At 63.3% G+C, this 15,004-nt stretch carries 7 protein-coding genes; 3 read left to right on the top strand and 4 right to left on the bottom strand.

All coding sequences use genetic code 11. From position 1 onward, the window contains the following. The first annotated feature begins 88 nt into the window (after nucleotides 1-88). The gene (gene map / locus LK542_RS01430; protein ID WP_227800217.1) at nucleotides 89-853 is read left to right on the top strand and encodes a type I methionyl aminopeptidase; all 765 of its coding nucleotides are present in this window, start codon (nucleotides 89-91) and stop codon (nucleotides 851-853) included. An 86-nt stretch (nucleotides 854-939) separates the two neighbouring features. Here map and LK542_RS01425 read toward each other — a convergent pair whose 3' ends face one another. After that, nucleotides 940-3,837 (bottom strand): TonB-dependent receptor domain-containing protein, encoded by a 2,898-nt coding sequence (locus tag LK542_RS01425; protein ID WP_227810527.1) that lies wholly within the window; start codon nucleotides 3,835-3,837, stop codon nucleotides 940-942. A gap of 583 nt (nucleotides 3,838-4,420) precedes the next feature. On the opposite strand from LK542_RS01425, the gene LK542_RS01415 reads away from it, so the two are divergent. After that, nucleotides 4,421-7,303: a TonB-dependent receptor domain-containing protein gene (locus LK542_RS01415; RefSeq protein WP_307728864.1), complete on the top strand. Its 2,883-nt coding sequence runs from the start codon at nucleotides 4,421-4,423 to the stop codon at nucleotides 7,301-7,303. Nucleotides 7,304-7,364: 61 nt separating this feature from the next. On the opposite strand, the gene gap is transcribed toward LK542_RS01415, so the two are convergent. Both gap and tkt read right to left on the bottom strand, forming a co-directional pair. Further along, nucleotides 7,365-8,375, bottom strand: a complete 1,011-nt coding sequence (gap, locus tag LK542_RS01410; protein ID WP_227810526.1) for a type I glyceraldehyde-3-phosphate dehydrogenase — start codon at nucleotides 8,373-8,375, stop codon at nucleotides 7,365-7,367. 81 nt (nucleotides 8,376-8,456) lie between these two features. Next, complete coding sequence (gene tkt / locus LK542_RS01405) at nucleotides 8,457-10,454, bottom strand: transketolase (RefSeq protein WP_227810525.1); 1,998 nt, start codon at nucleotides 10,452-10,454, stop codon at nucleotides 8,457-8,459. Nucleotides 10,455-10,583: 129 nt separating this feature from the next. Between tkt and LK542_RS01400 the strand changes: the two genes are divergently transcribed. Continuing rightward, nucleotides 10,584-11,309 (top strand): 16S rRNA (uracil(1498)-N(3))-methyltransferase, encoded by a 726-nt coding sequence (locus LK542_RS01400; RefSeq protein ID WP_227810524.1) that lies wholly within the window; start codon nucleotides 10,584-10,586, stop codon nucleotides 11,307-11,309. Nucleotides 11,310-11,409: 100 nt separating this feature from the next. Here the strand turns inward: LK542_RS01400 and LK542_RS01395 are convergent, their stop codons facing one another. Continuing rightward, nucleotides 11,410-14,325 carry a TonB-dependent receptor gene (locus tag LK542_RS01395; RefSeq protein WP_227810523.1) on the bottom strand — a complete coding sequence of 972 codons (2,916 nt, stop codon included), beginning with the start codon at nucleotides 14,323-14,325 and terminating at the stop codon, nucleotides 11,410-11,412. Nucleotides 14,326-15,004 lie beyond the last annotated feature (679 nt).

Raw genomic sequence — 15,004 nt, 5'->3', positions numbered from 1 at the left:
CCCGCCAGGTTCGCCTGGCGGGCATTTTTCATTGGGCACAGGTATCATGGCGGATTGCGCGGCCCGGCCGCTTCACCAAAGTACAGACATGGCAATCAAACTCAAGACCGACAAGGACATCGCGAAGATGCGCGTCTCCGGCCGCCTCGCGGCCGAGGTGCTGGCGATGATCAAGGAACACGTGGTGCCGGGCGTCTCCACGGAAGAACTCGACCGCCGCTGCAACGAATACATCCGCAAGGTGCAGAAGGCGACGCCGGCCAACGTCGGCTACCACGGCTTCCCGAAAACCCTGTGCACCTCGGTGAACGGCGTGGTCTGCCATGGCATCCCGAGCGAACAGGAAGTGCTCAAGGAAGGCGACATCGTCAACATCGACGTCACCGTGATCAAGGACGGCTGGCACGGCGACACCAGCCGCATGTACTTCGTCGGTGCGCCGAAACCCGAAGCGCGCAAGCTGGTCGACATCACCTACCAGGCCATGATGGCCGGCATCCACAAGGTGCGCCCGGGCGCGCGCCTGGGCGACGTCGGCCACGCGATCCAGAAACTGGCCGAAGGCGCCGGCTACTCGGTGGTGCGCGAATACTGCGGCCACGGCATCGGCCGCGTCTACCACGAAGACCCGCAGGTGCTGCACTACGGGCGTCCCGATACCGGCCTGCTGCTCAAGGAAGGCATGACCTTCACGGTGGAACCGATGATCAACCTGGGCGGCGCCGACGTCGATCAGCTGGACGACGGCTGGACCGTGGTGACGGCCGACGGTTCGCTGTCGGCACAGTGGGAGCACATGGTGGCGGTCACAAAGAATGGCGTCGAGATCCTGACGCCCTGGCCGGACGCCTGATAAGCCTTCCCTCTCCTTCCGGCCTGCAGCGTGCAGTCGAAAAAAAACCCGGCTTGCGCCGGGTTTTTTTACTAGGCGCGAAGCGCTTAGAAGTTGTACTTCGCCGAGATGGTGAAGTAACGGCCGTACGGGTTGTGCAGGCCTTCGTTGTAGCCGGCCAGCGGTGCCCCGACGTTGGCGCCGTAGCGCGGATCGAACGGTGCTGCCTCGTCGAACAGGTTCTGGATGTTCACGGTCAGAGCCAGGTTCTTGATGCCGGTGTAGGTGTAGCCCACGCCGACACGGATCCATTCACGAACCGCGCAATCCGGGAACGCTTTCAGGTAACCCGGAACCGCCGCGCTGGCGCTCGGGAAGTTCGCCGCGGTGCCTGCGTTGACGACCGGCGCGTAATGGCAGAACGGCTGGGCGTAGGTCACGTCCTTGTCGAACTTGCGGCGCAGCGAAACCTGACCGGTGTAGTTCAGGTTGGCGCTGAAGGCGTGCGCACCACGAGTCAGCGATGCCGAGATGTTGGTCTTCCAGCGCGGGACGTCGGTACCGCTCGAGAGGTTCCAGTCCACCAGGCCAGCGTTGTAGCCGGCGATGTTGTGTTCCGGATCACCCTTTTCCTGGGCGATGTAGTAAGCGTGGACGTAGGTCGAGGTCAGCTTGGCGCTGAAATTGCCCATGTCACCCAGGTTCTTGCGGAAGGCCACGTCGATGTCGACGCCACGGGTTTCCATCGCGCCCTGGTTGATCCATGGCTCGCGCACGGCCAGCAGCGGACCGGTGCCCGGGATCGGACGACCCTGTGCATCCAGGATGAAGTTGGCCGGGTTCTGGTCGCGCACGATCAGGCCAGGGTTGTTGTCTTCGTTACGCAGCGCGTCGAAGGCCGAACCCAGGGCCACTTCGTCTTCCTTGCGGATCTTGAAGAAGTCCAGGCCGAAGTCCCAGTTGCTGGTCGGCGAGAACAGGATGCCGAAGGAGTAGGACTTCGAGGTTTCCGGCTTCAGGTCCGGGTTCGCACCGCCGGTGCCCGATGCCGATTTGTTGCAGTCGACTTCGGTCGCGCCTGGCTTCGGGGTCACCTCGTCAGCTTCGCAGCGCTTCGGATCGAACAGGCCCGACAGGAAGAACTGGGCGCCGCCCGGGGTCACCTGCGACAGTGCCGGAGCACGGAAGCCTTCGGCATAGGTGCCGCGGAAGGCCAGGGTCGAGGTCGCGTTCCACTTGGCGCCGACCTTCGGCACGAAGTTGGTCTTCATGCCTTCGTACTTGTCCCAGCGGCCTGCCCAGTCCATCTCGAAGTTCTTGAAGAACGGGGTGCGGAATTCGATGAAGGCCGATTTTACATCGCGCTCGCCGTCGATGATGGTATTGGCGAGGCCATAGATGTTACCGGCTGCCAGTTCGGCGTCCGGAGTCATCTTCAGCGATTCGCGGCGGAACTCGGTACCGACCGCCATGCCGATCTGGCCGCCCGGCAGGCTGCCGAACTGGGTGCTGGCCTTGGCATCGATCTGGGCGATCTTCGAACGGTCATCGCTATGGGTTTCGCGGAACAGGGTCGGGTCAGCGGCAACCGACGCGATCGACTGTCCGGCGTTGATCTTGCGCAGGGTCGGCAGGTAGAGACGGCCTTTGTAGCTGTCGTCACGACGTGCTTCGTTGTACAGGAAAGCCGTTTCCCAGTCGAAGTTGAAGTGCGAACCCGACAGGCCGGTCAGGAAGCGGCCGGTCTCGTTGGTGGTTTCGGTGCCGGTCGGAGCATTCTCGAAACGGTAGTTGAACGAGGCGCGCGCGTTCGGGAATGGGTTGTCCGGGTGGCCGATCGGCAGAATGGTCTGGTAGCTCGGCGCCACGCCGGTCGCGGTGAAGTTGGTCACCGGGGTGGTGGCAATGGTGATCGCGTTGGCGCTGTACTGGCGCTCGGTACGCGCGTAGGCCACTTCAGCGAAGGCGCGCACGTTGTCGCCCAGCTTCAGCACGCCACGGCTCAGGAAGCTGCCGTCCTTGCCCTTGCTGGTGCCTTCCAGGTTCTGGTTGGTATCGTAGTTACAAAAGGTACGGCCGATGTAGACGCTGGTTGCGGCCAGGCCCATCGCGGTGGTACCGACCAGCTGGCGCGACGGATCGCAGTTCAGCGTGATGCGCAGGCGATCGGCGGCATTGGCCTGGGTTGCGGTGAACGAACCCGAGTTCAGCGCGGTCTCGCGGAAGAAGACCGGCGAGTTCGAGGTGGTGCTGCCGTACGGAGTCGCATAGCGGTTCTGCAGGCGCTTGTACTCTTCGAACTTGATGTCGCGAACCTTGTCGCGCTGGGTGCGGTCGCGGTCCGACAGGTCGGCCGTGAAGAACACGTTGAAGCCGTCGGTCTCGACGTCACCGAGGCCGGTGAAGAAGGTCACGCCCTTGCGTGCGAATTCGCCGTCGTCGTTGGCGCTGGCGCGTGCGCTGATTTCCGAGCCGCGGAACGAGGACTTGGTGATGAAGTTGATGACGCCGCCGATCGCGTCGGAGCCGTACACGGCCGATGCACCGTCCTTCAGGATCTCGACGCGCTCGAGGGCGTTCAGCGGGATCTGGTTCAGGTCGTACAGGGTCGAGTTGCCGTTGTTCGGGTCGGCATACGCGGACGGCGCCATGCGGCGGCCGTTCAGCAGGATCAGGGTCGAGGTCGACGACAAGCCGCGCAGCGAGGCGGTCGAGACGCCGCGCGAGAAGCCGCCGTCATTGGTGTCGAGATTGTTGTCGGTACCCATCGACGGCACCAGGCGGATCAGCTCGGTGACGGTGGACGCGCCGGACTCGCGGATTTCCTTGGCGGTAATGGTCTGGACCGGCTGGGTGCCTTCCTTGTCCGTACGCTTCAGGTTCGAGCCCGTCACGAAGACGGTGGCGGGCGCTTCCGATGCGGAATTCTGCGCCAGTGCGAACGGCGAGACGCCAACTGCCAGGGCAACTGCGACGACGCTGTGTTTCAAGAGTGGTTTATTCACGTTTTCTCGTCCCTACGATTTTTAATTATTACTCAATACAAACCGTATGCATCTCATGCATACAGAGGTTTAGTCTCGCAGGAACTTGCAACAAAGAAAACGGTTTTCGTAAAGATTCGTAAAAAAAACTTGATATCTGTTGTTTTTACTCAACGCAGAATTTTGTTCTGCGTAAACCGTCTATCGGTATACGAAAAACGCCCATTCTGGAGCGTTTTCGAACTCCGTATGTACGGACAATGGCGCTATCGTGGTGCTTTCTGTGCACAGAATTGGTGCTGATGGCAGGTTTTCACATGAGCGCGCGTCTCCCCAACATGGAAAAACTGAGGCGGCCGCTTACCCCATTGCAACTATATGGCAAGAAGATCGGCGGGCCGTTGAAACAGCCAGCGTATTGACATTTATGGCAAATAAATGATGGACGGAAATAGAAAGTTGCAAATTTCCTACAAATCAAATTTCTTTCGGTGCACACGATTCTTGTAACTTGACCGTAACAATTTTATTAATCAAATTGTCCCTTGAGGCGACTGCTTGCGCAGGTCGACCAAACTGAGCCGTTAACAAATTGGGGGAAACTTTGAAACACCTTACTGTTTGCAAGAAAAGCGCCCTGGCCGTCGCACTGACGCTGGCGTATTCACAGATGGCGTGGGCCCAGCGCGACGCCACCGCCGATGCGGCCGAGCAGCCGGTCCAGAAGGTTTACGTGACCGGCTCGAACATTGCCAAGATCGCCGCCGAGACGGCGACCCCGGTCACCGTCATGCGCCGCGAAGACATCGTGCGCACCGGCGCCAATTCGGTGACCGAACTGCTCAACACACTGACCGCCTCGACCGGCAGCCTGACCGACATCGGCGGCAGCAATTCCTTCGCCGGCGGCGCCTCCTCGGCTTCGCTGCGCAATCTCGGCAAGCAGTCGACCCTGATCCTGCTGAACTCGCGCCGCGTGGCGCCGTATGCGCTGGCCGACTACAACGAAGTCTTCACCAACCTCGACTCGCTGCCGCTGGACGCGATCGAGCGGGTCGAAGTGCTGCGCAACGGCGGCTCCGCCGTGTACGGTTCGGACGCCGTCGCCGGCGTGATCAACATCATCACCCGCGGCGACTTCAAGGGCGTGCAGCTCAAGGCCAGCGTGGACGAGTCGCTGAAGAACAGCGAATTCGGCACCCGCAACGCCAGCGCCACCGGCGGCTTCGGCGACTACGCCAACCAGGGTTACAATGTGCTGGCCAACGTCGAAGTGTTCGAGCGCGACTCGGTCATCTGGCGCGACATCGTCGAGGACATCAATCCGGCCTACGGCCAGAAATTCACCGCCGTCGCCCCGAACAGCGGCCGCATGTTCGGCAACCGCGGCGCGCCCTCCTCGTTCAGCTATCCGGGCAACATCCTCGGCTACGCCGGCGGCGGCGGTCCGATCGCGGGCTGCGCGACCGTTGCCGCGGGCCTGTGCCAGTACGACCGCTTCTCGCGCTTCGAGGCCATTCCGGAAGCCAAGCGCGTCAACGGCCTGTTGTCGGGCAAGCTGCGTATCAACGACAACCTCGACGCCTTCGCCGAAGTGCTGTACTCGCGCACCGAGACCAAGTACCTGAGCGCCTTTCCGACCTACGACTCGACCGGCGCCGATACCGTGTGGGGCAATCCGGTCACCGGCCAACGCCTGAATTTCACCTACCTGTCGCTGCCGGCCGAACACCCCTTGAACACGCTGGGTGAGCCGGCGGCCCTGCGCTACCGCTTCCTCGACGCCGGCGCCGACCAGACCGTCACGAGCTCGCAATACCGCGCGCTGACCGGCCTGAAAGGCACCTGGAACAACTATGACTTCGAAACCGCGATCGGCGTCATGGGCAGCAAGACCAAGATGCGCGGCCGGGGCGCCTTCAGCGCGAGCGGCTTCAAGCAGACGATCGGCGACTACTCGCAGTTCGACGAGAACTACACGCCGCTCGACCCGCAGTTCTTCAACCGCGGCTACAAGATCGGCCAGCAGAATTCGCCCGAGGTGCTCAACGCGCTGTTCCCGGAACAGGGCTATGACGGCAAGATCACCCAGACCTTCATCGACGGCAAGATCAGCGGCGAGATCGCCCAGATCGGCGGCCGTTCGGTTGGCCTGGCGGTCGGCGGCGAAGTGCGCCACGAGAAGTTCGAGATCAACCCGACCGCGAACCTGCTGGCCGGCGACATCGTCGGCTACGGCTCGGCCACCGCCAACGCCAAGCGCATGACGGGTGCGGCATTCGCGGAAATCGAAGCCCCGGTCACCTCGACCCTGACCCTGACCGGCGCCGCCCGCCTCGACAAGTACGAGGACTTCGACGCCCACGTCTCGCCGAAGCTGGCCTTCCGCTGGACGCCGAACAGCAAGTTCCTGCTGCGCGGTACTGTCGAATCGGGCTTCCGCGCACCGAACCTGACCGAGAGCGCGCAGTCGAGCAAGTTCGCGTTCGATAACGGCGTGGTCGACCCGCGCCGCTGCCCGCAGGCGCTGCGCCTGGCGACCGACCTGCGCAACCAGGCCGCCGCCCTCCCCAGCAGCGACCCGAACAGCGCCATCCTGAACGCCCGCGCCGACAGTGTGGAAGGCAACGAATGCGCTGCCGGCGTGTTCAGCAACGTGCGCAACAATCCGGACCTGGAACCGGAAACCTCGCGCAGCGCCACCGTCGGCTTCGTCGTCGAACCGATCAAGGGCTACAACCTCGCCCTCGACTACTGGCGCATCGAGCGCAAGGACGAGATCGGCCTGAAGAGCACCTCCGACCTGCTGGCTGCCGAGAACGACCAGCCCGCCGGCGTGATCGAGCGTGACCTTCTGGCCAACGACAAGACCTTCACCGCGGCCGAGCGGGCGCAGTACGGCGTCACCACCGGCGCGCTGGTCGGCACCTCGGGCAGGTTCGAGAACGTGTCCAAGACCAAGACCAGCGGCATCGACCTGACCGGCTCGGCACGCTTCCCGACGCGTTACGGCCGCTTCAACATCGACGCCAACGCCACCTACCTGTTCGACCTGCGCTACTTCAGCACCACGCTGAACGGCTATGGCGACAACCTGGCGGGGCGCTACGGCGCGCCGAAACTGGTGGCCAACACCACCTTCGCACTCGACAGCGGCAATCTCTCGAACGCCCTGCGCGTGAGCTTCAACCGCCACACCCAGCTGCGCGGCGACTTCTTCGACGAGAGCTTCACCAACGAAGGTTGCGAGGCACGCGGCTGGAACCAGGAGGAGTGCCGCGTCGGTTCCTACGTGCGCTGGGACTACACCGTGGCCTACCGTGGCATCAAGGGCTGGACCCTGACCGCGTTCGTGCGCAACCTGTTCAACCACCGTCCACCGGTCGACCTGCGTGCCTTTGCCAACGATGGCGGCGGCGTCATTCCGCAGAGCTACGAGGACGTTCAGGGCCGCAGCGTGCGCCTGACGGCGGAATACCGGTTCTGATGTCGCCCAATAAAAAACCCGCCAGAGATGGCGGGTTTTTTTACGTCTACAAGGCTGGGAATTACTTCGCGTTCATCAGCGCGACGGTGGTGTCCAGCATGCGGTTCGAGAAGCCCCACTCGTTGTCATACCAGGACGACACCTTCACCAGGCGGCCCGAGACCTTGGTCAGCGTGGCGTCGAAGTTCGACGATGCCGGGTTGTGGTTGAAGTCGACCGAGACCAGCGGATCGGTGTTGTAGGTCAGGATACCTTTGAGGGCGCCTTCCGAGGCCGATTTCATGATCTGGTTCACTTCGTCCACCGTGGTGTCGCGCTTGGCGATGAAGGACAGGTCGACGATCGACACGTTGATGGTCGGCACGCGGATCGCGAAGCCGTCCAGCTTGCCGTTCAGTTCCGGCAGCACCAGGCCGACCGCGGCGGCGGCGCCGGTCTTGGTCGGGATCATCGACTGGGTGGCCGAACGGGCGCGACGCAGGTCTTCGTGCATCACGTCGGTCAGCACCTGGTCGTTGGTGTAGGCGTGCACGGTGGTCATCAGGCCGGTTTCCAGGCCGATGGCTTCGTGCAGCGGCTTGACCAGCGGGGCCAGGCAGTTGGTGGTGCACGATGCGTTCGAAATCACGGTGTCGCTCGCCTTCAGCACGTCCTGGTTGACGCCGTAGACGATGGTCGCGTCGACGTCCTTGCCGCCCGGCGCCGAGATGATCACTTTCTTGGCGCCGCCCTTCAGGTGGGCCGAGGCTTTCTCTTTGGTGGTGAAGAAGCCGGTGCATTCCAGCACGACGTCCACGCCCAGCTCGCCCCATGGGATCTCGGCCGGGTTACGCTGCGCGAACACGCGGATCTTGTCGCCGTTGACGATCATGTTGTCGCCTTCGACCGTGACGGTGCCCGGGAACTTGCCGTGCGCGGTGTCGTAGCGGGTCAGGTGGGCGTTCGATTCGGCGTTGCCGAGGTCGTTGATCGCCACGATCTGGATGTCTTGTTTCTTGCCGCCTTCATAGAAAGCACGCAGGATGTTGCGGCCGATGCGGCCATAACCGTTGATTGCAACTTTGATCGTCATTGCTTAGCTCCTGATTAGAAAAAAACTTTTTTCATCACGCCCATGCGAAAAGGGCTGCGATGACGCAGCCCCATGAAACCTTTACGCGCCGATCACGCCCTTGGCCTTGGCCACGACGTTCTCGACGGTGAAGCCGAAGTGCTTGAACAGCACCGGCGCCGGCGCCGATTCGCCGAAGGTGTCGATGCCGACCACGGCGCCTTCCAGGCCCACGTACTTGTACCAGAAGTCGGTCACGCCGGCTTCGATGGCGACACGCGGAATGCCACGTGGCAGCACTTGCGCCTTGTAGGCGGCGTCCTGGCGCTCGAACACGTCGGTCGACGGCATCGAGACCACGCGGGCATTGATGCCCTCGCCTGCCAGCGCGTCGGCCGCTTTCACGGCCAGCTCGACTTCCGAACCGGTGGCGATCAGGATGACTTTGGCGTCGGCAGCATCGCGCAGCACGTAGCCGCCCTTGGCCACGTTAGCGATGGTCGCGTTGTCGCGCTCCATGAACGGCAGGTTCTGGCGCGAGAAGATCAGGGTGCTCGGGCCATCCTTGCGCTGCACGGCCGCGCCCCATGCCACCTGCGACTCGACGGTGTCGCACGGACGCCAGTTGTCCAGGTTCGGGATCAGGCGCAGCGACGAGACGTGCTCGATCGACTGGTGGGTCGGGCCGTCTTCGCCCAGGCCGATCGAGTCGTGGGTGAACACGAACAGCGAACGGATCTTCATCAGCGCGGCCATGCGCAGGGCATTGCGGCTGTAGTCCGAGAAGGTCAGGAAGGTCGCGCCGAAGGGGATAAAGCCGCCGTGCAGGGCGACGCCGTTCTGGATCGCGGCCATGCCGAATTCGCGCACGCCGTAGTTGATGTGGTTGCCCGGGATGCCCGAACGCACGGCGACCGACTCTTTCCAGTTGGTCAGGTTCGAGCCGGTCAGGTCGGCCGAGCCGCCCAGGAATTCCGGCAGAATCGGGGCCAGGGCCTGGATCGCGTTCTGCGACGCCTTGCGGGTGGCGATGGTTTCTTTTTTCTCGACGCAGGCGGCGATGGCGGCGTCCAGGGTTTGCTGGAAGTTACCCGGCAGTTCACCCTGCATGCGGCGCTCGAATTCGGCGGCCAGCTCCGGATGGGCGGCGCGGTACTCCGCGAACTTGGCGTTCCACTCGGCTTCCACCTGGGCGCCGCGTGTTTTCGCGTCCCAGGCTTCGTAGATCTCGCCCGGGATGTCGAACGGGATCGGATCCCACAGCAGGTGCTGGCGCACGGCCGCGATTTCCTTGTCGCCCAGCGGAGCGCCGTGGACCTTGTCGCCGCCTTCCAGGTTCGGGGCGCCCTTGCCGATGATGGTCTTGCACATGATCAGGGTCGGACGGTCCGAGCTCTTGGCCTGCTCGATGGCGTCGGACACCGCACTGACGCTGTGGCCGTCGATCTGGCCGATCACGTTCCAGCCGTAGGCTTCGAAGCGCTTGCGGGTGTCGTCGGTGAACCAGCCTTCCACGCGGCCGTCGATCGAGATGCCGTTGTCGTCGTACAGCCAGATCAGCTTGTTCAGGCGCAGCGTGCCGGCCAGCGAAGCCACTTCGTGCGAGATGCCTTCCATCAGGCAGCCGTCGCCCAGGAAGGCGTAGGTGTAGTGGTCCACCACGTCGTAGCCCGGACGGTTGAATTCATAGCCCAGCAGCCACTCGGCCAGCGCCATGCCGACCGAGTTGGCGATGCCCTGGCCCAGCGGGCCGGTGGTGGTTTCCACGCCCGGGGTGATGCCGACTTCCGGGTGGCCCGCGGTCTTCGAGTGCAGCTGGCGGAAATCGCGCAGGTCGTCCATCGAGAGCTCGTAGCCGGCCAGGTGCAGCATCGCATAGTGCAGCATCGAACCGTGGCCGTTCGACAACAGGAAGCGGTCGCGGTTGAACCAGCCCGGATTGGCCGGATTGTGGCGGTAGTGCTTGTCCCACAGCGCGACGCCGATCTCGGCCATGCCCATCGGCATGCCCGGGTGGCCCGAGTTGGCTTTCTGGACGGCGTCCATCGCCAGCGCGCGGATCGCGTTGGCCATCAGGGTGGTGGTTTGCGTAGATTTCATGAATGAAAAGGAATAGCGAAGCTCTGGATTGGAAAGCGGTGGCGGTGCAGCTGGCCGTAACCCGGTATTTTAGCAGACAGCGTGCTGCCCTATTAAAATGCAGCCTGTTCATGTTCACAAGAGCACCACATGCCACGTTTTTATTGCCCCCAGCCGCTCATCGAAGGCAGCGTCGTCGACCTGCCCGACACCGTCGCCCACCACCTGCACGTGGTGCGCCTGCAGCCGGGCGAGGCGCTGACCCTGTTCAACGGCGAGGGTGGCCAGGTGCGCGCCACCCTGCTGGAGAGCGGCAAGCGGCGCGCCACGGCGCGCGTCGAGGCCTTCGAGGCCGTGGACGTCGAGCTGCCCTATGCCGTGACCCTGGCCCAGGGCCTGCCGGAAGGCAGCAAGATGGACTGGATCATCGAAAAGGCGGTCGAGCTGGGCGTGGCCGCGGTCCAGCCGCTGGCGGCGCAGCGCAGCGTGGTGCGGCTCTCCGGCGAACGGGCGGAAAAACGCCAGGTCCACTGGCAGGGCGTGATCGAGGCGGCCTCCGAGCAGTGCGGGCGCAACCGGCTGGCCCGGCTCGAGCCGCTGCAAGATCTCGGGCGCTGGCTGGCAGCGCCCTCCTCAAGCCCGCGCATCCTGCTCAGCCCGCGTGCCACCCAGTCGCTGGCGCAGTGGGCGCAGGCGAACGGTCCGCAAGCGCTGACCCTGATGGTGGGCCCCGAAGGCGGCTTCAGCCGCGAGGAAGAAGACGCCGCGCTGGCTGCGGGCGCGCTGGCGCTGTCGGTCGGCCCGCGCGTGCTGCGCACGGAAACGGCGGCGCTGGCGGCGCTGGCCATGCTGGGGGCACTCTGGAACGGGATGTAATTTTTACCGAACGGTAAAAAAAAGCCCCGGAAGCAGCAGGCTGCTCCGGGGCTTTGTATTTGCGGGACAGCGGCATCGCTGCCGCCGTCCTGTGCAAGGCTTAGAACGTGTAGTTCAGGCCCAGGCTGAAGAAGCGGCCGACCGCGCCCGGCTGGTGCAGCGAGGCGTTGTACGAGGTGCCGGCGCCGGCGTTACCGTAGGTACCGACGTCGATCGGTGCTTCACGATCGAACAGGTTCAGGATCGCGCCGCGCAGGGTCAGGTTCTGCGACAGCTTGTACTGCACGTTCAGGTTCGTGACGGTGAACGAAGGCACGTTGCAGTAGAAGGCCGGCTGGCCCCCCGGCACACCCTGGAAGTAGTTACGGCCGCCGACTTCGGCTGCGGTCGCGGTGCAGTCGTTCACGCCCAGTGCCGGGTCGATGGTCGAGAAGCCGCTCGTGTAGTTCACGGTGGCGGTCACGTCCAGCGGGCCACGGTTGTAGCCGAGGGTGAACTGTGCACGGTCTTTCGGGTTACCGGTTGCGCCGCCGACCGACGACGGGCCCTGGGTGCCTGCCAGCTGGATGGTCTGGTCGCCGATGATGCTTTCGTAGCCGAAGGTGTGCGCTGCCGACAGGGCGGCCGACAGGGTGCCCATGTCGTTGGCAAGGCGCCAGCGGTAACGCACGTCCGCTTCGATGCCGTGGGTCTGGACTGCGCCCGCGTTGATGTACGGCGACAGGCCATACAGGATCGGGCCGACCGACGGGGTGGCAACCACGCGGCCTTCGCCGACGCCGGTAGCGACGTCGACCGGCAGTGCCGGACCACGGACCCAGGTCGGGACGAAGCTCGGGTCGTTACCTGCCTGGGTCACCACCAGGTTGTTGATCTTGATCTTGTAGTAGTCCAAGGTCATGTTCAGGCCACGCATCGGCTCGTAGACCAGGCCCAGGGTGTAGGACTTCGACTTCTCAGGCTGCAGGTCTGGGTTGGTGGTCTGGACGTACGGCGGCGAGAAGCCGCAGGCGGTCGGGACGTTGCCGGCGGTGTTCTGGTTGCCGTTGGCGCACAGGATCGGGTCGTTGATCGAGTTGAAGGTGAAGAACGAACCTGCGTTACCCACTTCGGCCGGGTTCGGCGCGCGGAAGCCGCGTGCGAAGGTACCGCGGATGGCGAAGTTCGACACTGGCTGCCACTTGAAGTTGGCTGCCGGGGTGAACGAATTGCCGTAGGTATCGTAGTGGTCGTAACGGCTCGACAGGCTGACCTCGACGGCCTTGATCGGGGTTGCGCGCAGCTCGGCGAAGACCGCCTGGTTGGTCTCGTCGCCGATGGTGAAGGCCGAGGTGTTGGCCACGGCGCCGATCGCGGTCAGCGACGATGCCGGGGCGTTCTGCTCACGCTTGTGCCAGTGATAGCCGGCTGCGAAGGCCAGCGGGCCTGCGCCGAACGACGGCAGGATTTCGCGCGAACCGACCAGGTCGACGTAGTTCAGGGTCGATTCCAGAGTGTTGTTAAACACCGGCGAGACGGCGGCGATCAGCTCCGGCGAGTTACCGCCCAGAACGTTCCAGGAACCGTTGTTGATCGCGTTATACAGGTTGCGGCGGTTGATGTAGCCACTGTAGACGGCATCGACCTTGACTTTGGTCATACCGGCGCCGGCCTGGATGTCCCAGCCCATGGCGCTACCGGTCAGGTCGGCCGAGATGCGGCTGGTGGTCGACTTGTTGTTGGTGGTCAGGTTCGGATCGATGTCCGGGATGAAGCCGTACAGGCGGGCATTGTTCGCGAACGGGTTGGTGACGTTCGCGCCGACGCGTGCGCCTGGGGCGAAGGTGGTGTCGTTGATCGCGTTGACGCGGGTGACCAGCACACCGTTGTTCAGGGTGGTGACGCCCGGGAAGCTCAGCGGGTTGTAGACCTGCGGGGTCGCGCCGCGGTTGTTGGTGCTTTCACGCTGGAAGATCGAGCCCTTCAGCGCCAGTTCCCAGTTGTCGTTCAGCTTCTTGGTCATGCCGACCAGGAGGTTGACGTTCTCGGTTTCCGGCTGGATGAAGCCGAAGGTGTCGCGCACGGTGCACTGGTTCGCCATGTAGGCGGTGTAGTTACACTTCGACGGATCCAGGAACACGAAGTTGGCCGCGTTGTTCACGCCGCCCGCGCCCGACGGGTTGTACAGGAAAGGCGAGTTGGCCGCGGTCAGGAAGGAGTTAATGCTGCGCGGCGCACCGGCGGCGGTGGTGCCGGCGACCGGCGCACCCAGGGTGATGTTGTTGCCGCCGCGCGAACGCCAGTCGCGGTTTGCGTAATTGAAGCTGTCGCGGTCGGCGACCTTGATGTAGTCCTGCTTGCGGATCTCGGCGGTGAAGAAGGCGTTGTAGCCGTCCTGGTCGATATCGCCGATGCCCGAGCTGATCGAGGCGCGCTTGGTCTTGCCGCCGCCGTGCTGGGTGTCGCCGTATTCGGCGGTCAGGCGGGTGCCGGTCAGGCTCTTCTTCAGCTTGATGTTGATCACGCCGGCGATCGCGTCCGAACCGTACAGCGACGAGGCGCCGGACTTCAGGACTTCGATGGTTTCGATGGCGTCGAACGGGATCGAGGACACGTCGACGAACTGGCGCTGGGCGTCGTCCGACAGCGGGTAGCCGGTCATGCGGTGACCGTCGATCAGGACCAGGGTCGCGCCCACGGTCAGGCCGCGCAGCGAGATGCCCGATGCGCCGTTGGCGAATGCGCCGGCGAAGCCGGTGCCCAGGGTACCTGCGCCGTTGGCGGCCAGGTCGGTCAGCAGTTCAGCAACGGAGGTCTTGCCGCTTTTCTGGATATCGGCGGCGGTCAGCACCTGCACCGGGGTCGGGGTCTCCGTGTTGGCGCGGCTGATCAGCGAGCCGGTCACGACCACGCGTTGCGGGGCCGAGGCGCCGGCAGGCTCGGTGGTCTGGGCGAAAGCCGGTACGCTACCGACCAGTGCGCCGCTGGCGACCGCGCATGCGACCGCGAACGGCAGCGACTTCAATTTAAACGTCATGAATACTTCTCCTTCTGGGCTTTTCTCGAGTGGTTTTTATTGCCACCGCACTGCGGATGATCGACCCGCCGTACGGCCGTCTCCTGCAAACCGAGCGCAAACTGCGCGCACCCTGCCGCAGCACATGCCGGCCGGGGGCTTGGAGGTTTTACTGCTTCATTTCATACACATTCAAACAACAGCTGTTTAAAAGAAAATGTTATTTGAACGCACAGATAAGACCATAGCGCGTGGAAAAGTGTCAATTGAACACACTTGGGGCATGGAGTTAAATACAACACATTTATTTGAGGAATTTATTGAACGCCCCAGAATGGTGCAATGCAAAACTGACTCGAGAGTCAGTCTGCGCTCAACAATAAATACATGCATCTAGCGTCAGTAAACCGCATGATCACGGTAGTTAGGCGTATTGCAGCGCCCACGTCTGCATGTGCCCGGCAACCCTTGGAATGAAGCCTTTATGCTCCACTATGGTGCAACGCGCGGACCGGCCAGCAAGGCATTTTGCGTTGCACCGACACAACGTTGTCTTGACATACATATTTTGCCCTCTCTGACCAAAGGCAGACCGCGAAAGAATGGCAGTCCGCAGGCGATCCAAGGGTGCGTGTGTAAGCGCGTACTCACCATGGAGCAGAACACAGCTCCAGGCCAGAAGCTGCCCAGTCCACCATGC

Origin of the sequence: Massilia sp. IC2-477 (assembly GCF_020707265.1) — a bacterium.
Taxonomy (GTDB): domain Bacteria; phylum Pseudomonadota; class Gammaproteobacteria; order Burkholderiales; family Burkholderiaceae_D; genus Telluria.
This window is presented reverse-complemented; position numbering and strand designations above follow the sequence as displayed.

What these genes read in the sequence shown, in the direction of transcription:
- tkt (WP_227810525.1), bottom strand. Translation starts at nt 10,454, where the DNA reads ATGAAATCTACGCAAACCACCACCCTGATGGCCAACGCGATCCGCGCG.
- map (WP_227800217.1), top strand. Translation starts at nt 89, where the DNA reads ATGGCAATCAAACTCAAGACCGACAAGGACATCGCGAAGATGCGCGTC.
- LK542_RS01400 (WP_227810524.1), top strand. Translation starts at nt 10,584, where the DNA reads ATGCCACGTTTTTATTGCCCCCAGCCGCTCATCGAAGGCAGCGTCGTC.
- LK542_RS01395 (WP_227810523.1), bottom strand. Translation starts at nt 14,325, where the DNA reads ATGACGTTTAAATTGAAGTCGCTGCCGTTCGCGGTCGCATGCGCGGTC.
- gap (WP_227810526.1), bottom strand. Translation starts at nt 8,375, where the DNA reads ATGACGATCAAAGTTGCAATCAACGGTTATGGCCGCATCGGCCGCAAC.